This window comes from Microbacterium sp. ZXX196 (assembly GCF_009709595.1).
Lineage (GTDB): Bacteria > Actinomycetota > Actinomycetes > Actinomycetales > Microbacteriaceae > Microbacterium > Microbacterium excoecariae.
In genome coordinates, this window is the sequence record NZ_WMEE01000003.1 from 182167 (window position 1) to 203689 (window position 21523).

The 21523-nt window shown below is 72.0% G+C and carries 20 protein-coding genes and 1 riboswitch; of the genes, 13 read left to right on the top strand and 7 right to left on the bottom strand.

Annotated features, from left to right (window positions below):
- Nucleotides 1–53: 53 nt before the first annotated feature.
- The 6 genes from GJQ66_RS04245 to GJQ66_RS04265 all read right to left on the bottom strand — a co-directional run bounded on the left by GJQ66_RS04245 (nucleotide 54) and on the right by GJQ66_RS04265 (nucleotide 4248).
- Nucleotides 54–800, bottom strand: a complete 747-nt coding sequence (locus tag GJQ66_RS04245; RefSeq protein ID WP_155048107.1) for a phosphoglyceromutase — start codon at nucleotides 798–800, stop codon at nucleotides 54–56.
- A gap of 31 nt (nucleotides 801–831) precedes the next feature.
- Nucleotides 832–1938, bottom strand: a complete 1107-nt coding sequence (locus GJQ66_RS04250; protein ID WP_196215810.1) for an aromatic acid exporter family protein — start codon at nucleotides 1936–1938, stop codon at nucleotides 832–834.
- A gap of 12 nt (nucleotides 1939–1950) precedes the next feature.
- Nucleotides 1951–3054 carry a folate-binding protein YgfZ gene (locus GJQ66_RS04255; RefSeq protein ID WP_155048108.1) on the bottom strand — a complete coding sequence of 368 codons (1104 nt, stop codon included), beginning with the start codon at nucleotides 3052–3054 and terminating at the stop codon, nucleotides 1951–1953.
- Nucleotides 3054–3659, bottom strand: coding sequence for an FABP family protein (locus tag GJQ66_RS04260; RefSeq protein ID WP_155048109.1), 606 nt, complete (start codon nucleotides 3657–3659; stop codon nucleotides 3054–3056). The genes GJQ66_RS04255 and GJQ66_RS04260 overlap by 1 nt, the downstream gene beginning before the upstream one ends.
- Before the next feature lie 91 nt (nucleotides 3660–3750).
- On the bottom strand, nucleotides 3751–3885 hold the full coding sequence (locus GJQ66_RS15180) for a hypothetical protein (RefSeq protein WP_268866060.1): 135 nt from the start codon (nucleotides 3883–3885) through the stop codon (nucleotides 3751–3753).
- A gap of 21 nt (nucleotides 3886–3906) precedes the next feature.
- Nucleotides 3907–4248, bottom strand: coding sequence for a hypothetical protein (locus GJQ66_RS04265; RefSeq protein WP_155048110.1), 342 nt, complete (start codon nucleotides 4246–4248; stop codon nucleotides 3907–3909).
- A 168-nt stretch (nucleotides 4249–4416) separates the two neighbouring features.
- Between GJQ66_RS04265 and GJQ66_RS04270 the strand changes: the two genes are divergently transcribed.
- The 12 genes from GJQ66_RS04270 (at nucleotide 4417) to GJQ66_RS04325 (ending at nucleotide 17964) form a co-directional block, all read left to right on the top strand.
- Complete coding sequence (locus GJQ66_RS04270; RefSeq protein WP_368732651.1) at nucleotides 4417–5130, top strand: DNA-binding response regulator; 714 nt, start codon at nucleotides 4417–4419, stop codon at nucleotides 5128–5130.
- A gap of 54 nt (nucleotides 5131–5184) precedes the next feature.
- The gene (locus tag GJQ66_RS04275; protein ID WP_155048111.1) at nucleotides 5185–7374 is read left to right on the top strand and encodes an RNA degradosome polyphosphate kinase; all 2190 of its coding nucleotides are present in this window, start codon (nucleotides 5185–5187) and stop codon (nucleotides 7372–7374) included.
- Nucleotides 7374–8345 (top strand): NUDIX domain-containing protein, encoded by a 972-nt coding sequence (locus GJQ66_RS04280; RefSeq protein WP_155048254.1) that lies wholly within the window; start codon nucleotides 7374–7376, stop codon nucleotides 8343–8345. The genes GJQ66_RS04275 and GJQ66_RS04280 overlap by 1 nt, the downstream gene beginning before the upstream one ends.
- A gap of 9 nt (nucleotides 8346–8354) precedes the next feature.
- Nucleotides 8355–9359, top strand: coding sequence for a tryptophan--tRNA ligase (gene trpS / locus GJQ66_RS04285; RefSeq protein WP_368732652.1), 1005 nt, complete (start codon nucleotides 8355–8357; stop codon nucleotides 9357–9359).
- Nucleotides 9352–9900, top strand: coding sequence for a GNAT family N-acetyltransferase (locus tag GJQ66_RS04290; RefSeq protein WP_368732653.1), 549 nt, complete (start codon nucleotides 9352–9354; stop codon nucleotides 9898–9900). The genes trpS and GJQ66_RS04290 overlap by 8 nt, the downstream gene beginning before the upstream one ends.
- Before the next feature lie 49 nt (nucleotides 9901–9949).
- A riboswitch (FMN riboswitch) is annotated at nucleotides 9950–10088 on the top strand.
- 56 nt (nucleotides 10089–10144) lie between these two features.
- Nucleotides 10145–11164 (top strand): bifunctional diaminohydroxyphosphoribosylaminopyrimidine deaminase/5-amino-6-(5-phosphoribosylamino)uracil reductase RibD, encoded by a 1020-nt coding sequence (gene ribD / locus GJQ66_RS04295; protein ID WP_155048113.1) that lies wholly within the window; start codon nucleotides 10145–10147, stop codon nucleotides 11162–11164.
- Nucleotides 11164–11799 carry a riboflavin synthase gene (locus GJQ66_RS04300; RefSeq protein WP_155048114.1) on the top strand — a complete coding sequence of 212 codons (636 nt, stop codon included), beginning with the start codon at nucleotides 11164–11166 and terminating at the stop codon, nucleotides 11797–11799. The genes ribD and GJQ66_RS04300 overlap by 1 nt, the downstream gene beginning before the upstream one ends.
- Nucleotides 11796–13079, top strand: coding sequence for a GTP cyclohydrolase II (ribA, locus tag GJQ66_RS04305; RefSeq protein WP_155048115.1), 1284 nt, complete (start codon nucleotides 11796–11798; stop codon nucleotides 13077–13079). Before GJQ66_RS04300 ends, ribA begins: the two co-directional genes overlap by 4 nt.
- A gap of 4 nt (nucleotides 13080–13083) precedes the next feature.
- Complete coding sequence (gene ribH / locus GJQ66_RS04310) at nucleotides 13084–13557, top strand: 6,7-dimethyl-8-ribityllumazine synthase (protein ID WP_155048116.1); 474 nt, start codon at nucleotides 13084–13086, stop codon at nucleotides 13555–13557.
- Nucleotides 13558–14047: 490 nt separating this feature from the next.
- Entirely contained in the window at nucleotides 14048–14398 is a 351-nt protein-coding gene (locus GJQ66_RS04315; RefSeq protein WP_155048117.1) for a Fe-S protein, read from the top strand.
- 237 nt (nucleotides 14399–14635) lie between these two features.
- Nucleotides 14636–16018 (top strand): MFS transporter, encoded by a 1383-nt coding sequence (locus tag GJQ66_RS04320; protein ID WP_155048118.1) that lies wholly within the window; start codon nucleotides 14636–14638, stop codon nucleotides 16016–16018.
- An 86-nt stretch (nucleotides 16019–16104) separates the two neighbouring features.
- A complete protein-coding gene (locus GJQ66_RS04325; protein WP_155048119.1) occupies nucleotides 16105–17964 on the top strand; it encodes an ABC transporter ATP-binding protein in 1860 nt (619 codons plus the stop codon).
- Nucleotides 17965–18066: 102 nt separating this feature from the next.
- Here the strand turns inward: GJQ66_RS04325 and GJQ66_RS04330 are convergent, their stop codons facing one another.
- Nucleotides 18067–19923, bottom strand: a complete 1857-nt coding sequence (locus GJQ66_RS04330) for a phosphoenolpyruvate carboxykinase (GTP) (RefSeq protein WP_155048120.1) — start codon at nucleotides 19921–19923, stop codon at nucleotides 18067–18069.
- Nucleotides 19924–20054: 131 nt separating this feature from the next.
- On the opposite strand from GJQ66_RS04330, the gene GJQ66_RS04335 reads away from it, so the two are divergent.
- A complete protein-coding gene (locus GJQ66_RS04335; protein WP_155048121.1) occupies nucleotides 20055–21521 on the top strand; it encodes an XRE family transcriptional regulator in 1467 nt (488 codons plus the stop codon).
- Nucleotides 21522–21523 lie beyond the last annotated feature (2 nt).

Genomic DNA, 21523 nt, shown 5'->3' on the forward strand with positions numbered 1-21523 from the left:
TCACGACGAAGGCCGCCCCGCGATGCGCGGGGCGGCCTTCGTCGTGGCTGAGGCTACTTCTTCGAGCCCTGCGCCGCGACGGCCGCGGCGCCGGCGGCCGCCGCCTCGGGGTCGAGGTACCGCGCGGGGGCGACGGGACGCATCGCCTCGTCGAGCTCGTAGACCAGCGGGATGCCGGTCGGGATGTTCAGGCCCGCGATGTCCTCGTCGCTGATGCCGTCGAGGTGCTTCACGAGCGCGCGCAGGGAGTTGCCGTGCGCCGCGACGAGCACGGTCTTCCCGGCCGCGAGGTCGGGGACGATCTGGCTGTCCCAGTACGGCAGCATGCGGTCGATGACGAGCTTGAGCGACTCGGTCGCCGGCATCTCGCCGTCCATGCCCGCGTAGCGGGGGTCGTTCGTCTGGGCGAACTCGTTGTCGGCCGCGATCTCGGGCGGCGGCACGTCGAACGACCGGCGCCACTCCATGAACTTCTCCTCGCCGAACTCGGCGAGCGTCTGGGCCTTGTCCTTGCCCTGGAGCGCGCCGTAGTGGCGCTCGTTCAGCCGCCACGAACGCTTCGTGGGGACCCACAGGCGGTCGGCCGACTCCAGCGCGATATTCGCGGTCTGGATCGCGCGGCTCAGGAGCGACGTGTGCAGCACGTCGGGCAGGACGCCCTCCTCGGCGAGCAGCTCGCCGCCGCGCGCCGCCTCGGCCCGCCCCTTCTCCGTGAGCCGGACATCGACCCATCCGGTGAAGAGGTTCTTCTCGTTCCACTCGCTCTGCCCGTGGCGGAGCAGGATCAGGGTGTGCGTCATGCTCCCCATGCTACTGGCGGCGGGGCGCGCCTCAGATGCGCGGGAGCTCATGCGCGGCCTCTGACCGATCGACGCCCGCGGCGACGAGCAGGTCGACGACCATGGGGCGCAGCGACGTGACGACGTTCTGATCTCCGAGCTGCGCGCGCGGCACGAGGGCCGCCGGATCCAGCCGCCGCGCGATCGCACGCAACGCCTCCTGCGCGCGGCTCTCCGCGCCCGGATCCGTCACGCAGCCCGCGACGAGCGCGGCGGCGGCCTGCACCTCCCCGACGAGGTCGGCGAGGCCCTCGCGTGGCGCGCCGTCCTCGACCGCGTAGTGCGCGCGGCGCGCGAGCACGCGCAAGTTGCGCGTGGCCAGGTCGGCGGCCTGCTGGATCCGCCCGAGCCGCGCGAGCTCGAGCCGCCTCGTGTGGAGGAAGGGCGACACCCGCGAGATCGCGCGGCCCGACTCGAGCGCTACCGACCACGCCGTCACCGGCGCCTGCAGCTCGCGCGCGAGCGCCAGGCCGCGCTCGGCCCGCAGGCGATCGCCGCGACGGAGCCCCTGCACGACGCGCGTCATGGCGTGGTCCAGGCCGCCCCAGACCTCGTGGGCGTCGCGGGCGATCGCGCGCATCGGGTTGCGCGGCAGGAGCGCCGTGACGATCAGCGCCGTGGCGCCCCCGATCGCGCCGTCGAGCAGCCGGAGCCCCGCGAAGTCCCCGACGGGGAGGATGAACGCGATCGCCGCCTGCACCGCCGCGGCCAGCGGGAACTGCGGCGAGGGAGACACGAAGCGGCCGACGATCAGGGTGATCGTCAGCACGATGGCGAGCTGCCACCACCCCGGGCCCATGGCGAGTAGCGCGAGCTCCGAGATCGCGATTCCCGTGAGCATGCCCGCGATCGTCTGGGCGACCTTCGCGGGGCGCGCATCGCGCAGCAGGCCGAGGCTCGAGATCGTCACGGTCGCCGCGAGGAGCGGCGTGTCGTGCCCCAAGACGAGGTGCGCGAGCGCGTACCCCGCCGACGCGGCGACGACGATCTGCGCGATCGCGATCCAGCTCTCACGGAGCCGGGCGACGCCGGCGCGGGGACGGTAGCCGTGGTGCCAGCGCGCCGGCGTGACCTGGGTGAGCGGATCCGGTTCCGACACGGCCCGTGCGGCCTACGCCTCAGCCGGGCGGCGACGAGACAGCCGCGTCAGCCGGGGGACCTCGGCCGTGCGGCCAGCGTCGCCCGGCACAATGATCTCCTGCGCCGCGGCGATCGCCGCGTCGTCGTGGCGCACGACGAGCGCGGCGTCCTCCGGCGCCCGGCGCGAGAGGATCGCGAGGGCGATCGGCCCCAGCTCGTGGTGGTGCGCGGCCGAGGTCACCTGGCCCACCTCCTCGTCCTCCAGCAGGACGGCGTCGCCGCGCGCGGGCAGCACGTTCTCGGATCCGTCGAGGTGCAAGAGCGCGAGGCGGCGCGGCGGATGGCCGAGGTTGTGCACCTTGGCGACGGTCTCCTGGCCGCGGTAGCACCCCTTGTCGAGGTGCACCGCGGAGCGCAGCCAGTCGCTCTCGTGCGGCAACGAGCGCTCGTCGACCTCGGCGGCCCACCGCGGCCGCCACGCGGCGATGCGCAGAGCCTCCGCGGCGAGTGCGCCCGCGACGTCGAGGTCGACGAGCGACGCCTCCCCGGCGTCGTCGACGAGGGCCTCGAGGAACGCGTAGTCAGCCCCGGGGTGCTCCTCGGCGCGGGCGTACTGCCACCCGCCGGGCGACACGCGCTCCCAGGGGTCGGCCCAGACGAGGGGCAGGTCGCCGCCGCGCAGAGCGGCCCCGACGAGCCGGTCGGCCGCCACCCCGCCGCGCATGGCGCCGACGACCGCGAGGTCGTCGCGCACGGCGACCGTCACGGCGGCGCGGAACCGCATCATGGTCAGCCACTTCGCGAGACCCGCGGCGTCACCGCGGTCGGCGATCAGCCAGGTCGACGCGCCGTCGTCGAGGACCGCGGCCGCGTGCTCGACGCGGCCCTGCGGGTCGAGCACGAGCAGCTCGGTGCTCTCGCCCGGGGCGAGGGATCCGAGGGCCTGGGAGGTGATCGAGTCGAGCCAGGTCAACCGATCCGCGCCCGCGACCTCGATGACGACGCGGTCCGCGCGCGGGACGACCGCCCGGCCGGCCGCGAGAGCGCGCTGCTCGGCCCACGGACCGCCCGCGTGCTGGATAACGCCGTCGTCGTCCGCGACGACGCCCGGCAGCGCTGCGAACGCGCCCGCCATCAGGAGACCTTCGCCAGACGGGCGGACGCGTGCGAGGCGAGCTCGGCGCCGAACGCCGCGATGTCCCACGCCCACAGCAGGTGGCCGTCGACGAGCCCATACAGGCGCGTGGCCGCGCCGTACGGCTGCGCGCTCGCGGTGCGCACGACCGCGTCGGTGGCGATGTCGATCCGCGGGCCGGACACCTCGCCGACGTAGAGCTCCTGCACACCGTCGGAGTGCGAGAGCACGACCTCGATCGGGAACCCGCCCGCCGGCGTCCGCAGCGCCTCCACGTCGTCGGCCGTGCGGGCCGCCTCCGTCGCGGTCGCGGGCAGCAGACCGGGGCCCGGCGCCGCCGGCGTCGCGGGGCGGGCGACGCGCCAGAAGCCGCTCTCCGCCGTGAGCGGGCGATCCGGGCGCCCGTCCGCGCCGATCAGCGTCGCGGTGGCCGCGTAGTTCAGGTAGGGGCCGCCATCGTGGCTGAAGCTCGCGCGGTACTGGAACTCGCCCGCGAAGTGCGTCTCGCCCGCGCGGTAATCGATGACGCCGGTGCCCTCCCACACGCCGACCAGCCAGGACAGCGGAACGAGGTCGGCGGGGATGTCGGTGGGGATCTCGATCATGGTGTCTCCAGCGTATCCGCCGCCGCCGGCATCCGGGCGGGCACGACAGCGCGCCGACGCCCCGAGGGCGGCCGGCGCGGCGGGCGGCGTGTTACTTCTGGCCGCGGAAGAGGTTGACGAGCACCGAGCCGCCCACGAACGCGATCGCGAGGCTCGCGAGACCGAGCAGGCCCACGAAGAACATCTCGAGGGCGAACACGTCGACGTCAGCGAGGAATTCGAGCATGCCGGAAGTGTACCGCGCCGCTCACGCGCCCGCGGCGGGGAAGGTCTGCAGCCCCGTCGCCACGACAGTCAGGAGCGCCTCGACCAGCGAGACGAGGCCCACGATCAGGACACTCCCGAGCGACGCCGTCGACGTCCGGAGAAGAAACCCGTCGCTCCGGCCGATGATGATCTGCACGACGAACGAGACGATAAGGCAGACGCCGGCCGCCGCGCCGTACCAGGACCAGCGCACGCCCACGGGCGCCACGAACGCGACCGCCAGGGCGAGCACGAGCGCGAGCACCCACGGCACGAGAAGCCCCTGGCTCCGAGCGATCCGTCCGATCAGCCCGCGCGGGCCGTGCGTGTCTGCGTCCGCCATGTCGCCCCTCTCCCGCCCCACACGTGGGCGCGGGGCCCTCCCATTGTGCCGGACCGGCGCGCTCGGAACGCGCCGACCGCGCCGCCCCGCTCAGCCCCCTTTCAGAATTCCCCTATTATTGGGGCACTGCAGGGCACGGACCCCCGGCCGGCCCGAAAGGAAGTTCTCGTGGCCCAACTCCTCGTTCTCAGCTCGTCCTCCGACTCGGACCCCGTTCTGCCCGCGCTCGAGCTCCTCAGCCACCGCGTGCGGCAGATTCCGGCCGAGCCGGCGCAGCTGGTGAACGCGCCGAACGCCGACGCCATCTTTGTCGACGCGCGGGGCGACCTCGTGAGCGCCAAGTCGCTCTGCAAGATCCTCACCACCACGGGCCTCGACGCGCCGCTGCTCCTCGTCATCACCGAGGGCGGGCTCACCGCCGTGTCGGTCGACTGGGGCGTCGATGACGTCATCCTCGTGGGCGCGGGCCCGGCCGAGGTCGACGCCCGGGTGCGCCTGGCGATCGGCCGGCAGGCCCACGAGCCGCAGTCGACCCGGATCCAGACCTCCGGCATCTCGATCGACGAATCGTCGTACTCGGCGAAGGTGCACGGCAAGCCGCTCGATCTGACCTACAAGGAGTTCCAGCTCCTGCACTTCTTCGCGACGCACCCCTCGCGCGTCTTCACGCGCGAGCAGCTGCTCAGCGAGGTGTGGGGCTACGACTACTTCGGCGGCACGCGCACGGTCGACGTGCACGTCCGCCGCCTGCGCGCCAAGCTCGGCGACCTCGACCAGCTCATCGGCACCGTCCGCAACGTCGGCTACCGCTTCAACGTCTACGACGAGGACCAGGCGGGCGCGTCGCGGCCGCGCGAGGGGTCCCCCCGCGCCGAGCGCTAACCCCGCGCGGATCCGTTCACCTGCACGTTCCCCGATGGTGCCAGGATGGGACGCATGACCGACTCCACGATCGTCGACACCGGCCTGGGCGACGCCGAGGACGACGACTTCGACGAGCTCATCGAGGTCGACGAGTCCGACCTCCCCGACCACCGCTACATCGACCGCGAGCTCAGCTGGCTCGCGTTCAATCAGCGCGTGCTCGAGCTCGCCGAGGACCCGAACGTGCCCCTCCTGGAGCGCACGAACTTCCTCGCGATCTTCGCGAGCAACCTCGACGAGTTCTTCATGGTCCGCGTCGCGGGCCTCAAGCGCCGCATCCTCACGGGCCTGGCGGTCCCCACCAACATCGGCACGACGCCCCAGCGGGTGCTCGAGTGGATCAGCAACGAGGCCCACGACCTGCAGGAGCGCCACTCCTCCGTGTGGCACGACGCCCTCGCGCCGGCGCTCGGGGACGAGGGCATCGCGTTCACGACGTGGGAAGACCTCTCCGATCTCGAGCGCGCGGGCCTCTACGAGTACTTCCAGCAACAGGTGTTCCCCGTCCTCATGCCGCTCGCGGTGGATCCGGCCCACCCGTTCCCGTACATCTCGGGCCTGTCGCTGAACCTCGCCGTGCGGATCCGGCACGCGCGCACGGGGCGCGAGGAGTTCGCGCGCATCAAGGTGCCGCCCATGCTCCCCCGCGTCGTGCGGGTGCCGGAGAAGGATCCGGCCAGCGAGCGGGTGCGCCTCCTGCCGCTCGAGGAGCTCATCGCGGAGAACCTCGGCGAGCTGTTCCCGGGCATGGAGATCCTCGAGCACCACGCGTTCCGGCTCACGCGGAACGAGGACGTGGTCATCGAGGAGGACGAGTCCGAAAACCTCATTCAGGCGCTCGAGCAGGAGCTGCTGCGCCGCCGCTTCGGCCCGCCCATCCGCCTAGAAATCACGCAGGACATGGACGACGTCACGCTCGGGCTGCTGCTCGAGGAGCTCGACATCTCGGAGCAAGAGGTCTACCGCCTGCCCGCGCCGCTCGACCTGCGCGCGCTGTTCCAGCTCGGGAGCATCGACCGCCCCGACCTGCGCTACGCCAAGCACGTCCCCGTCACGCCGCTCGCCTTCCAGCCGGCCGACAGCGACTCGAAGCACACCAAGGCCGACATGTTCGCGGCCATCCGCAAGCACGACGTGCTGGTCCACCACCCGTACGAGTCGTTCGCGACGAGCGTCCAGGCGTTCCTCGAGCAGGCGGCACGGGATCCGCAGGTCCTCGCGATCAAGCAGACCCTGTACCGCACCTCGGGCGACAGCCCCATCGTGCAGGCGCTCATCGACGCGGCCGAGAACGGCAAGCAGGTCCTCGCGCTCGTCGAGGTGAAGGCGCGCTTCGACGAGGCGAACAACATCGAGTGGGCGCGGATCCTCGAAAAGTCCGGCGTACACGTCGTGTACGGCCTGGTCGGGCTGAAGACCCACTGCAAGATCGCCTCCGTCGTACGCGAGGAGAACGGGCAGCTCCGCCACTACACGCACGTCGGCACGGGCAACTACAACCCGAAGACGAGCCGCATCTACGAGGACATGGGCCTGTTCACGTGCGACCCGATCGTCGGGCGCGACGTCACGCGGCTGTTCAACGAGCTGTCGGGCTACGCGATCGAGAAGAAGTTCTCGCGCCTTCTGACGGCGCCCCTGCACCTGCGCAACGGTCTCCTGCGCCTCATCGAGCGCGAACGCCGCGCCGCCGAGGAGGGCCGCCCCGCCCACGTCCGCATCAAGGTCAACTCCATGGTCGACGAGCAGATCATCGACGCGCTCTACCGCGCCTCGATGGCCGGTGTGAAGGTCGACGTGTGGGTTCGCGGCATCTGCAGCCTGCGCGTGGACCTCCCGGGGGTCAGCGACAACATCCGCGTGCGCAGCGTCCTCGGGCGCTACCTCGAGCACTCGCGCATCTTCGCGTTCCACAACGACGGCGCGGACGAGGCCTACATCGGCAGCGCCGACATGATGCACCGCAACCTCGATCGCCGCGTCGAGGCGCTCGTCCAGGTCACGCGGCCGCAGCACGTGTCGGAGCTCATCGACTACTTCGACCTCGCGATGGACGACTCCGCCGCGACGTGGCACCTCGGCGAGGGCGGGTCGTGGACCCGGCATCACCTCGACGAGGCCGGCATCCCGCTCGTGGACGTGCAGGACCGGACGATGCAGCTCATCCAGCGCCGCCGCCGCGTGCGGCAGACGAGGCGATGATGGCGCGCCGGGGCGGATCCGCGGTCCTCACGAAGAAGGCCGCGACGAACACCGTGTACGCCGCGGGCGGCGTGATGTGGCGATACGAGGGCGGCGAGCTCCTCGTCCTCCTCGTGCACCGGCGCAAGTTCCGCGACACGTCCTTCCCCAAGGGCAAGGTCGATCCCGGCGAGACGCTGCCGGAGACCGCCGTCCGGGAGCTGCACGAGGAGACGGGGATCCGCAGCGTGCTCGGGCCCGAGCTCGGCACGGTCGAGTACCGGATCCCGTCGGGCCGCGACAAGGTCGTGCGCTATTGGGCCGTCGAGACGACCCCGGCCGCGGTGAGCGCCTCGACGTTCCGCCCGAACCGCGAGATCGACGCGGTCTCCTGGGTCGGGCTCGACGAGGCGCGCGAGCGGCTGAGCTACCCGGCCGACCACCAGATCCTCGACGACTTCGAGCGCCTCGTGGCCGCGGGCGGGCTCGGCACGTTCCCGCTCGTGCTCATGCGCCATGGGCAGGCCGTCCCCGGGTCCGACACGGACGGGCCCGACGCCGCGCGCGTGCTCACCGCCCGCGGGCAGCGGCAGGCGCGCGCCGCCGTGGGTCCGCTCGGCGCGTTCGGGATCCGCCGGATCCTCGCCTCCCCCGCCACCCGGTGCCTGCAGACCATGCGCCCGCTCGCGCGCGCGACGGGGCGACGGATCCAGGAGGTCGAGGCGCTCAGCCAGGACGCGTGGGAGGCGGGCGTCGACGAGGTGGCCGACGTCGTCGCCAAGCGGCTGGCGAAGCAGAAGGCCGCCGTGCTCTGTTCCCACGGCCCGGTCCTGCCGCGCGTCATGGAGCTGCTCGGATCCGCGACCGGAACGGCGCACCCACGAGAGCTCGCGGCCGCCGCATCACTCGGCACGGGCGCCTTCACGGTGGCGCACGTCTCGCGGGGCGGATCCGGGATCATCGCGATCGAGACGCACGCGCCGAGCGCTTAGGGTGGAGGCGTGACCAAGGCACGTCTCTTCTCCGGTATGCAGCCCTCCGCCGACTCTCTTCAGATCGGCAACTACATCGGGGCGCTCATGCAGTGGCGCGACATGCAGGACGCCTACGACGCGTTCTTCGCGGTCGTGGACCTGCACGCGATCACCGTGCCGCAGGACGCCGCGCAGCTGCGCGACAAGACCCGCCGCACGGCCGCGCAGTATATCGCGGCGGGCATCGAGCCCGACAAGTCGACCCTGTACGTGCAGTCGCAGGTGCCCGCGCACGCCGAGCTCGCGTGGATCCTCTCCACCCTCACGGGCTTCGGCGAGGCGCAGCGGATGACGCAGTTCAAGGACAAGTCCCAGCGCTACGGCGCGGACTCCTCGAGCGTGGGGCTGTTCACGTACCCGGTCCTGATGGCGGCGGACATCCTGCTGTACCAGACGAAGGTCGTCCCGGTCGGCGATGACCAGAAGCAGCACGTCGAGCTGACGCGCACGCTCGCCGAGCGCTTCAACTCGCGCTTCGGGGAGACCTTCCAAGTGCCGGATCCCGTGATCCAGAAGGAGACGGCGCGGATCTACGACCTCCAGGCCCCGACGTCGAAGATGTCGAAGTCGGCGGAGTCGCAGGCGGGCGTGCTGTACCTGCTCGACGACATCAACGTCACGGCGAAGAAGATCATGCGCGCCGTCACGGACAACGACGGCACGGTGCGCTACGACCGCGAGGCGAAACCGGGCGTCGCGAACCTCCTGACGATCTACGCGGCCCTCACGGGTCGCACCGTGGAGTCGATCGAGGACGAGTACGCGGGCCGCGGGTACGGCGACTTCAAGAAGGGCCTGCGCGACGTCGTCGTGGCCGAGTTCGAGCCCGTGCGCGCCCGCGCGCTCGAGCTACTCGAGGATCCGGCGGAGCTCGACCGCACCCTCGCGCAGAACGCGGACCGCGCGTCTGCCGCGGCCGAGGAGACCCTCGCCGCTGTGTACGAGCGCGTGGGCCTGCTGCGGCGTGGGTGACCCCGTCCCGCTTCGGACCCCGCGCCTGTTCCTCACCGCGCCGACGCCCGCCGACGCCGACGCGATCTACGAGGCGTGCCAGGATCCGCTGATCCAGCGGTTCACCACCGTGCCCGCGCCGTATACGCGCGAGGACGCGGCGGTGTTCGTCGGATCCGTCGTCGACGGCTGGGAGAGCGGCGCGGAGCTCGTCTGGGCGGTGCGCTCCGAGGGCGCGCTCGCCGGCATGGTGGGCCTCCACCGCGTCGCGAACGGCGCGGCGGAGCTCGGGTACTGGGCCTCGCCCGCCGCGCGCGGCGCCGGCCTCATCACGGAGGCCGCGCGCGCCGTGGTGGAGTTCGCTTTCGGCCCGATGCGGCTGCGGCGCCTCGAGTGGCACGCCGTCGTGGGCAATGACGCGTCGGCCCGGGTGGCGCAGAAGCTCGGGTTTCAGTTCGAGGGCGTCCGCCGCCAGGCCCTGCACGGGGATCCGCCGTTCGATGGCTGGATTGCCGGCCTCCTCGCCACCGATCCCCGCACCCCGACCCGCTGGGACGCGTAGGCACCGGCCCGCGGGAATACCGGGTCGCGGAGGGCGTTATGCTGAGTGCACGTGCTCCGGGGTCGGTGAGAATCCGAACCGGCGGTGATAGTCCGCGACCTCCTGCGAACAGGGGTTGATCCGGTGAAAATCCGGAACCGACGGTGATGCTGGCCCCGGCCAGCGAGTCCGGATGGAAGGTGGCACGGCGGGCCCCAGGGCCCTGATCTGCGAACCCCGGCGCACCCGCATGAGAGGGATCCGGATGGTCACGCAGCCCGAGCTCGCCGCGATGCATCGCGCGCTGGAGCTGGCGGCCCGTGGCCCCGCGAGCAGGAACCCCCAGGTCGGCGCGGTGCTGCTGTCCCCCGCGGGCGACGTCCTCGCCGAGGGCTGGCACCGCGGCGCCGGCACCCCGCACGCCGAGGTCGACGCCCTCGCGCAGCTGCCGTCGGGAGCCGCGCGCGGCGCCACGGCGGTCGTGACCCTCGAGCCTTGCAATCACACGGGGCGCACGGGCCCGTGCGCGCTCGCGCTGATCGAGGCGGGGGTTGCCCGCGTCGTGTATGCGCTCGACGACCCCGGTGAGCACGAGGGCGGCGGCGCCGCGCGGCTGCGGGCCGCGGGCGTCGACGTGGAGGGCGGGATCCTCGAGCCCGAGGCCCGCGCCTTCCTCGCCCCGTGGCTCGAGACGCGCCGACTCGGGCGCCCGCACGTCACCGTCAAGTGGGCGCAGAGCCTCGACGGCCGGGCCGCGGCGGCGGACGGCACGAGCCAGTGGATCACGGGCGCCGCGGCGCGGGCCGACGTGCACCGCCGAAGGGCCGCGTCCGACGCCATCGTCGTAGGCACGGGCACGCTGCTCGCCGACGACCCCGCCCTGACGGCTCGCGACGGGGACGCCCTCCACCCGCACCAGCCGGTCCCGATCGTGATCGGGGCGCGGGCCGTTCCCGCGGGCGCGCGGATCCACGACCACCCGCACGCGCCTCTCGTCTATGCGACGCATTCCCTCGAGGACGTCCTCGCGGACCTGGCCGACCGCGGCCACCACCGCGTCTTCGTGGAGGGCGGCCCCACACTCGCGAGCGCCTTCATCGCCGCGGGGCTCGTCGACCGGATCCTCGCCTATGTCGCGCCGACGCTCCTCGGCGGGCCGCGCGTGGCGCTCACCGACGTCGGCGTGGCGGGCATCACCCAGCAGCGCCGCCTCACCATCGACCGTATCGACCGCTTCGGCGAGGACCTGCTGGTCATCGCCTCCCCCGAAGGAGAAGCCGACTGATGTTCACGGGAATCATCGAGGAGATCGGCCGGGTCACGGCCGTCGAGCCGTCGGGCGACGGCGTGCGCCTCACGATCCACGCCCCCGGCGCGATCGAGGGCGTGCGTCACGGCGACTCGATCGCCGTCAGCGGTGTGTGCCTGACGGTCGTCGCGTGGACCGACGAGGCCTTCACCGCCGACGTCATGCGCCAGACCCTCGACATGTCGACCCTCGACGACGTCGCCCCCGGCCGCACCGTCAACGTCGAGCGCGCGCTCGCGTCCGGCGGCCGCCTCGGCGGACACATCGTGCAGGGCCACATCGACGGCACCGGCACGGTCGCGGAGGTTCGGCCGGGCGACGAGTGGCAGGTCGTGCGGATCGAGATCGCGCCCGAGCTCGCCCCGCTCGTCGTCGACAAGGGATCCGTCACCCTCGACGGCACATCGCTGACGATCAGCGCCGTGAGCGACGCGAGCGCGCAGCGTCCGTGGCTCGAGGTGTCGCTTATCCCGGAGACGCTGCGCGCCACGACCTTCGGCGAGCGCCGCGCGGGCGACCGCGTCAACGTCGAAACCGACATCCTCGCCCGCCACGTGCAGCGTCTCGTGGCGTTCGCGAGCGCCCCTGCGACCGAAGGATCCGTGCGATGAGCCTGTCCGACCTCCCCCCGCTGTCCTCCATCGAGGACGCGATCGACGCGCTCCGCGCCGGGCGCCCCGTGCTCGTGGCGGACGACGAGAACCGCGAGAACGAGGGCGACGTCATCATCTCGGCGGAGCTCGCCTCGCCGGAGACGATCGCCTGGATGGTCCGCTACACATCGGGCTACCTCTGCGCGCCGATGCCGCAGGAATGGGCGGATCGCCTCGAGCTGCCACCCATGGTCGAGCGCAACGAGGACATGCGCTCGACGGCATACACCGTCTCGGTGGACGCCGCCGAGGGCGTCACGACCGGCATCAGCGCCCGCGACCGCGCGCACACGCTGAACGTGCTGGCGGATCCGGACGCCACGCCCGCGAGCCTCATCCGCCCGGGCCACGTGCTGCCGCTGCGCGCGCGGCCGGGCGGGGTGCGGGAGCGCGCGGGCCACACCGAGGCGGCCGTCGACCTGATGCGCCTCGCCGGGGTGAGCCCCGTCGGGGTCATCGGCGAGGTCGTCGCCGACGACGGCGAGATGATGCGCCTGCCGGGCCTGCTCGAGATGGGCCGCGCCGAGAACGTGCCGGTCATCACGATCGAGCAGCTGGCGGCGTACCTCGACGAGGCGGATCCGCGCCCCGCGCCCGCGACCGCCCAGCGCGCCGTGAGCCTCCGCGCCGACACGACGGTGCCGACGTCCCACGGCGACCTGCGCTTCCTCGCCTACCGCGACCGCATGACGGGCACGGACCACCTCGCGATCGTCGCGGGCGACCTCACGGTCGACGCGCCGCTCGTGCGGGTGCACTCGGAGTGCCTGACGGGCGAGGCGTTCGGATCCCAGAAGTGCGAGTGCGGGCCGCAGCTCGACGCCGCGCTCGACACGATCGCCCGGGAGGGCGGCGTCGTCGTCTACATGCGCGGCCACGAGGGGCGCGGCATCGGGCTCATCAACAAGCTGCGCGCCTACGCGCTGCAGGAGCGCGGCTTCGACACCCTCGACGCGAACACCGAGCTGGGCCTCCCCGCCGACGCCCGCGACTACGCGGCAGCCGCGTCGATCCTCGCCGACCTCGGCATCGAGCGCCTGCGCCTGCTCACGAACAACACCGACAAGGTGAACCAGCTGCGCGGGTTCGGCATCGACGTCACGGAGCAGGTGCCGCTCATCGTCGGCGTCGGGCCCAACAACCACCAGTACCTCGAGACCAAGCGCGACCGCATGGGGCACGTCATCGGCGAGGCCGAGCTGCAGGCCGCCGTCGCCCGCATGCACGAAGGAGCATAAGCACATGGCCGGAACCGGACAACCCACCCAGGGCGGGATCGACGCGACAGGAACGCGCGTCGTCGTCGTGGCGGGCACGTGGCACGAGGAGATCGTGTCGGGCCTCGTCGCCGGATCCGAGCGCCTCCTGGAGGAGGCGAACGCCGACTACCGCGTCGTGCGCGTCGCCGGAGCCTTCGAGCTTCCCGTCGTGGCGAAGGCCGCGCTCGACGGCGGCGCCGACGCGGTGATCGCGCTCGGCGTGATCATCCGCGGCGGCACCCCGCACTTCGAGTACATCGCCGCGAGCACGACGGACGGGCTCACGCGGCTCGCGCTCGACACGGGCAAGCCCGTCGGGTTCGGCGTCCTCACCCTCGACGACGAACAGCAGGGCATCGACCGCGCGGGCTTCCCGGGCTCGAAGGAGGACAAGGGCTACGAGGCGGCCGACGCGGCGCTCCGCGCCCTGGACGCCATCCGCTCCCTTACCGCCTGACGCGCCCCGCGCCGCCCCTCCCTCGGCGATAGCGCAGCGCCTCGCCCCGGCGGCGCCGCTGGCTCGGGCCTGGCGGGGAGCCCGAGGAACGAGGGCGACGGGATCGCGGCGACGCCGTCCGCCCCTTCCCCCGGCGACAGGGCAGCGCCTCGCCGACGCTCTCCCTCGGCGATAGCGCAGCGCCTCGCCCCGGCGGCGCCGCTGGCTCGGGCCTGGCGGGGAGCCCGAGGAACGAGGGCGACGGGATCGCGGCGACGCCGTCCGCCCCTTCCCCCGGCGACAGGGCAGCGCCTCGCCGACGCTCTCCCTCGGCGATAGCGCAGCGCCTCGCCCCGGCGGCGCCGCTGGCTCGGGCCTGGCGGGGAGCCCGAGGAACGAGGGCGACGGGATCGCGGCGACGCCGGGGCGAGGCGCGGAGCGACCCCGAAACGCGACGCACAACGCGACACCCGCATGGCACCACCCCCACTTTCTACGTAGAGTAGAACTCATGGAGACCCTGCGGAGCATCGTCGTTCTCGTTCACCTCATCGGATTCGCCACGCTGTTCGGGGCGTGGATCGTCGAGGTGGCGTCGCGCCGCCGCGAGATCACGCGCGTGATGCACTGGGGGCTGGCGATCGCGCTCGTGGCCGGCCTGGCGCTGGCGGCGCCGTGGGGCATCGACGGCGAGCTGAACTACACGAAGATCGCGATCAAGCTTGTGGTCGTCGTCGTCATCGGCGCGCTACTGGGCATCGGCGCCGCGCGGCAGAAGCGTACGGGCTCGGCGCCGGCGGCCATCTTCTGGCTCATCGGCCTGCTCACGGTGCTCAACGCGGCACTGGCCGTCATCTGGTGATGCACCCCGGATCCGCGGGATCCTAAGCATCCTGCCCAATTTTCCCCGCGTCTCGCGCCCGCGCACCCGGCACTTCGGCCGGGATGCGCGGGCGCGATGCTCATTGTGCGCACATAGGAGCGTATGCTTGCTCATCGTGCGTCGATCACCAGATCGGCGCACGCGGTGATTCTGCGCCTCTTCGGCCGATCGCCCGTCCCGCCCTCTCGGGCACATCCACGTATCTCAGGTAGCAGTATGACTTCGACAGCTCCCGCCCGGTCCTCGCAGCAGGACGCGGGCACGAAACCCCTCAACTCGCGCGGCCGCGTCATCACGGCGAGCCTCGTCGGCACGACGATCGAGTTCTACGACTTCTACGCGTACGCCACGGCGGCCGCCCTCGTCTTCCCCGTGCTCTTCTTCCCGACGGGGAACCCGACGACGGCGCTGCTCGCCTCGTTCGGCGTGTTTGGCGCGGCGATGGTCGCGCGCCCGATTGGCGCGATCGTCTTCGGCCATTTCGGGGACAAGTTCGGCCGCAAGGGCACGCTCGTCGCGTCGCTGCTGACGATGGGCATCGCGACGTTCGTGATCGGCCTGCTCCCGACGCACAACGACATCGGCGCGTGGGCCGCATTCCTGCTGCTCCTGTGCCGCCTCGCGCAGGGCTTTGCGCTCGGCGGTGAGTGGTCCGGCGCGGCGCTCGTGGCGACGGAGAACGCACCCGAGGGCAAGCGCGCGCTGTACGGCACGTTCCCGCAGCTGGGCGCGCCGATCGGCTTCATCATCGCGAACCTGCTGTTCCTGACGATCAACCTGGCGATGCCGGGCGAGGACGGCGCGGCGAGCGAGGCGTTCCTCGCGTGGGGCTGGCGGATCCCGTTCCTGTTCTCGGCCGTGATGGTGATCGTGGGCCTGTGGGTCCGCCTGAAGCTCGTGGAGTCGGACGCGTTCCAGAAGGCGGAGAAGAAGGGCGAGATCCGCAAGGTTCCCGTCGGCTACGTCTTCCAGAAGTACTGGTGGCAGCTGATTCTCGGCACGTTCATCATGCTCGCGACCTACGTGCTCTTCTACCTCATGACGAGCTTCACGCTCAGCTACGGGACGACCCCGACGGACGCCGCCGTGCCGGGCCTCGGGTTCGCGCGCACCGACTTCGTGCTGATGCAGATCATCGGCGTGGTGTTCTTTGGACTGTTCACGCTCATCTCGGGGCCGCTCGCCGACGCGATCGGCCGGCGCCGCCTGCTGATCTGGGTCACGGCCGCCATCATCGTGTTCGGCCTGTCGTACGTCGTGTTCCTCACGCCGCAGTCGAGCGAGCTGTTCACGGGCGCCCTCGTGCAGGCCTTCCTGGTATTCGGCTTCCTGCTGATGGGCATGACGTTCGGCCCGATGGGCGCGCTCCTGCCCGAGCTGTTCCCGACCGCGGTGCGCTACACCGGATCCGCCGTCGCCTACAACGTCTCGTCGATCCTCGGCGCGGCCGTCGCCCCCATGATCGCGATCTGGCTGTGGGGCCTCGCGGGCGGCAGCCCCTGGCTCGTGGGCATGTACCTCGCCGGCGCGGGCGTGCTGACGCTTATTGCCGTCGTACTCAGCAAGGAGACGAAGGACGTCGACATCTCCTCGCGCTGACGACGAGTGAGGCGAGGGGCGCGGATCCGTGGGGTCCGCGCCTCTCGCGTGTCCAGGGGCATCGGCGAGGGAGGACAATAAGAGGGATGTCCGAATCACGACGCTCCCCCTTCGCCCGGCCCCCGAAGATCGACGGCCCGCGCGCCTCGCTCCGTCAGCTGTTGCCGTTCGTCTTTGAGAACCGCCCGGTGATCGCCGCCGTCGCGATCCTCTCGGTCCTCGGCGCGGTGTTCACCCTCGTCCAGCCGCTCGTGATCGGCGAGGTCATCGCGCGAGTGCAGGCGGAGGATCCGCTCGGCTGGCTCATCTGGGGCCTCGTAGCGTTCGTCGTGGTCTCGTCGGTCGTGAGCGCCTACCAGCACTATCTCCTGCAGCGCACGGGGACGGCCGTCGTCTTCTCGAGCCGGCGGCAGCTGATCCGGCGGATCCTGCACCTGCCGATCAGCGAGTTCGACGCGCGGCGTACGGGCGACCTCGTCAGCCGCGTCGGCACGGACACGACCATGCTCTACGCGGTCCTCACGCAGGGCCTGGCGGACAGCGTCGGGAACGTGCTGATCTTCGCCGGCGCCCTCGTGGCGATGCTCGTGATCGACCCGGTCCTGCTCGCGACGATCGCGGGCGTGCTCGCGCTGGCCGTTGTCGCCGTCGTCACGCTGTCGGGGCGGATCCGCGGGGCGACGGCGCGCCAGCAGGAGCAGGTGGGCGCGCTGTCCAGCGGCATCGAGCGGGCCATCGGATCCGTGCGGACGGTGCGCGCCGCGGGGGCGACGGACCGCGAGCAGGCGGCGGTGACGGCGCAGGCGGAGGACGCGTTCCGTGCGGGGCTGGACGTCGCGCGGGCCTCGGCCCTCGTCGTGCCCGTCGCGGGAGTCGCGGTCCAGGTGTCCCTCCTCGTGGTGCTCGGGGTGGGCGGGATGCGCGTCGCCTCCGGGGCCGTTTCGGTCGCGTCGCTCGTGACGTTCGCGATGTTCCTGTTCCTCATGATCATGCCGCTGGCGTCGGCCTTCGGCGCGCTGTCGAGCGTGGGCCAGGCGCTCGGCGCGCTGGGGCGGATCCAGGAGGTCCTCGACCTGCCCGAGGAGGACGCGGAGGACCGCCCCACCGCGGCCGCGCCGGCACCGGGCCACGCCCCCGCGCTGGCGTTCGAGGACGTGCGCTTCCGCTACCCATCGCACGTCGTGGAGGCGCGTCGCCGCGCGACCGAGGCGGTCCGCGAGGCGGCCGGCGACGCCCACCTGGACGCGGAAATCGACGACGCCCGCGACGACGTGCTCCGCGGGGTGTCGTTCGAGGTTCCGCGCGGGTCGCGCGTCGCCCTCGTGGGCCCGTCCGGCGCGGGCAAGTCGACCATCCTCGCGCTCATCGAGCGCTTCTACGACGCGACCGGCGGCGCGATCCGCCTGCACGGGCGCGACGTGCGCGACCTGCCGCGGGACGTGCTGCGGGCGCAGTTCGGCTACGTGGAGCAGGACGCGCCGACGCTCGCGGGCACCCTCGCGGACAACCTGCGCCTCGCCTCGCCCGACGCGTCCGATGCCGACTGCGAGGCCGCGCTGCGCGCGGTCAACCTCGGCGGCGTCGTCGACCGCTCGACCGAGGGGATCCACACCCCCGTCGGCGAAGACGGCGTCATGCTGTCCGGCGGCGAGCGCCAGCGCCTCGCGATCGCCCGCGCGCTCCTTGCCGCTCCCCCGATCCTGTTGCTGGACGAATCGACGTCGTCCTTGGACGGCGTCAACGAGCAGCGCATGCGCGAGGCGATCGACGCGGTCGCGGAGGGGCGCACGCTCATCGTCATCGCCCACCGCCTCTCGACCGTCGTGGACAGCGACGAGATCGTCGTCCTCGACGGCGGCCGGGTGGTCGGGCGCGGGACGCACGCGGAGCTCGTCGAGTCCGTGCCGCTGTACCGCGACCTCGCCGCCCATCAGCTGCTCGTCTGAGAACGCATGAAGCGGCCCGCCCCCGGATCGGCAGGGACGGGCCGCTGGTGTGCGCCGTTCCGGGTGCGGGCCGGGCGGGCGCGGACGAAGGACCGAGTGCGGTCAGTCCTTCGTGGCCTGAAGCCGCGCGCGCAGCGCGGCGAGCTGGTCGATGAGGGCCGCGGGCATGCGGTCCCCGAACGAACCGAAGAAGTCCTCCGTCAGGTCGGCCTCGGCGAGCCAGGAGTCGGGGTCGATCCGGAAGAGCTCGTCTAGGTCGGCGCCGCTCACTTCGAGGCCGTCGAGGTTGAGGGATCCGCTCGACGGCACGTGGCCGATGGGCGTGGCGTCGGCATCGGCCGCGCCCTCGAGCCGGCGCACGATCCACTCGATCACGCGCGCGTTCTCGCCGAAGCCCGGCCATAGGAAACGGCCGTCCTCACCCTTGCGGAACCAGTTGACCTGGAAGATCCGCGGCAGCGCCTCGGCGCGTTCGCCCATGCCGACCCAGTGCGCGAAGTAGTCCGCCATGTTGTAGCCGCAGAACGGCATCATGGCGAACGGATCGCGCCGCAGCTCGCCGACCGTGCCCTCGGCCGCGGCCGTGCGCTCGGAGGAGATGGTCGCCCCCATGAAGGCGCCGTGCGTCCAGTCGAACGACTCGACCACGAGGGGCACGTTGGTCGCGCGGCGGCCGCCGAAGAGGATCGCATCGAGTGGGACGGCCTCGTCCCAGTCGACGGCGATCGACGGGGCCTGGGACGCGGCGACCGTGAAGCGCGAGTTGGGGTGCGCGGCCGGCCGGCCGCTGTCCGGGGTCCAGTCCCGGCCCTGCCAGTCGATGAGGCGGTCCGGTGCCTCGTCCGTGAGGCCCTCCCACCAGACGTCGCCGTCGGGCCGCAGCGCGACGTTCGTGAAGATGACGTTGGCGTGCAGCGTCTCGACGGCGGTGATGTTCGTCGACTCCCCCGTGCCGGGCGCAACGCCGAAGAACCCCGCCTCGGGGTTGATCGCGTACAGGCGCCCGTCGCTGCCCGGGCGGATCCACGTGATGTCGTCGCCGAGCGTCTCCACGCGCCAGCCCGGGAGCGTGGGGCGCAGCATGGCGAGGTTCGTCTTGCCGCAGGCCGAGGGGAACGCCGCGGCCACGTGGTAGGCCCGCCCCTCGGGGGACACGATGCGGATGAGGAGCATGTGCTCGGCGAGCCACCCCTGGTCGCGGCCAAGGACGGAGGCGATCCGCAGGGCGTAGCACTTCTTCGCGAGGATCGCGTTGCCGCCGTATCCGGATCCGAACGACCAGACCTCGAGGGTCTCCGGGAAGTGCGCGATGTACTTCTCGGGGTTCGACGGCCAGGCGGAGTCGACCTCGCCGGGCGCCAGCGGGTCCCCGACGGAGTGCACGGTGCGCACCCAGCTCGCACCCTCGGCGATGAGGCGCGTCACGTCCTCGCCCACGCGGGTCATGATCTCGATCGAGGCGACCGCGTACGGGCTGTCGGTGATCTGGACCCCGATCTGGGACAGCGGGCCACCGACCTTGCCCATGGAGAACGGCACGACGAACATCGTGCGCCCGCGCATGGATCCGGCGAACAGCGGCGTGAGCGTCGCGCGCATCTCGTCGGGGGCGACCCAGTTGTTCGTGGGGCCCGCGTCGGCCTCCCGCTCGCTGGCGATGAACGTGCGCGACTCGAGGCGCGCGACGTCGGAGGCGTCGCTCCGGGCGAGGTAGCTGTTCGGGCGCCACTCGTCGTTCAACGCGATCAGGGTTCCCTGTTCGACCATGTCGTCGAGGAGCGCGCGGTTCTCGTCCGCGGATCCGTCGACCCAGTGGATCCGGTCCGGCGTCGTGAGTTCGGCCACCTCGTGCACCCACGCGACGAGCTCCGAGAACGCGGCGGACGCGTACCGCGGCTGGGCGCCGTACGCGGCGAGGCGGGAGGTCCGGGCGTGGGTCTGCGGGTCTGCGATGGCCATCGTGCGCTCCTTCGGGCCGGGCGGGGGTCGCGCGGCGAGACCGCCGCGCAGATCTAGATTCCGTCATCCTCGGGGCTCCTTGATGCTCTTTTGAGCCGAAAGAATGACCCTTCTTTCGCTACTATCAAGGAATGAGCCTCAACACCCCCGGCGCCGCCACCCCCGCCCGCATCGAGCTCAAGACGCTCGGGCACCGGATCCGGCACTTCCGCCTCGACCGCGGCATGACGCTCGACGACCTCGGCGCCGCGGTCGGCGTCGCGGGGAGCCAGCTGAGCCTCATCGAGAACGGCAAGCGCGAGCCCAAGCTGACGCTGCTGCAGGCCATCGCCGAGGCCACGGGCATCGCGATGACGGACCTCATCTCCTCAGAGCCGCCGAACCGCCGGGCCGCCCTCGAGATCGAGCTGGAGCGCGCCCAGCACGCCCATTCGTTCCGCCAGCTCGGGATCGCCCCGCTGAAGGTGACGAAGGGCCTCTCCGACGACGCGCTCGAGACGGTGCTGGGCCTGCACCGCGAGCTGCAGCGGCGCGACCGCGAGGCGAACGCGACCCCCGAGGAGGCCCGGCGCGCCAACACGGAGCTGCGCCTGCGCATGCGCGAGCGCCACAACTACCTCCCGGACATCGAGCGCCTCGCGGAGCAGCAACTGCAGCAGGCCGGGCACACGCGCGGAGCGCTCACGCACCGCACCGTGAGCATCATGGCGGAGCGTCTCGGCTTCGACCTCATCTACGTCAACGACCTGCCGTCCACGACCCGCTCGATCACCGACCTCGAAAACGGCCGGATCTACCTGCCCCCGGCGTCCATCCCCGGCGGTCACGGCCTGCGCTCCATGGCGTTGCAGGCGATGGCCCACCGGCTCCTCGGTCACCAGCCGCCGACCTCCTACGCCGACTTCCTGCAGCAACGCCTCGAGATCAACTACTTCGCCGCGTGCTGCCTCGTCCCCGAGACCGCCGGCGTGGCGTTTCTGCGGGAGGCGAAGAAGGACCGCAATCTCGCCGTCGAGGACTTTCGCGACGCGTTCGGCGTGACGCACGAGGCCGCGAGCATGCGCATGACCAACCTCATGACCGAGCACCTCGGCATGTCGCTCCACTTCCTCCGCGTCGGGGGCGAGGGCCAGATCGAACGCGTCTACGAGAACGACGACCTGCCCCTGCCGCAGGACGTCACGGGCGCGGTCGAGGGCCAGATCGTCTGCCGCCGGTTCTCCGCGCGCACGGCGTTCGAGCAGCAGAACCGCACGACCGAGCACTACCAGTACACGGACACCCCGGCCGGGACGTTCTGGTGCGCGACGCAGACCGGGAGCCGCGACACGGGCGACTTCTCGATCACGGTCGGCGTCCCCTTCGACGACGCGAAGTGGTGGCGCGGGCGCGAGACCCAGATGCGCGCGAGCTCGACGTGCCCCGACGAGTCGTGCTGCCGCCGGCCGGATCCGTCCGTTACGGCGCGCTGGGCGGGGCGGGCCTGGCCGAGCGCGCGCGTGCACACGCACATCTTCAGCCCGTTGCCGCGCGGCAACTTCCCCGGCGTCTCCGAGAGCGACGTCGTCGAGTTCCTCGAGCGGCACGCCGAGAGCTGACG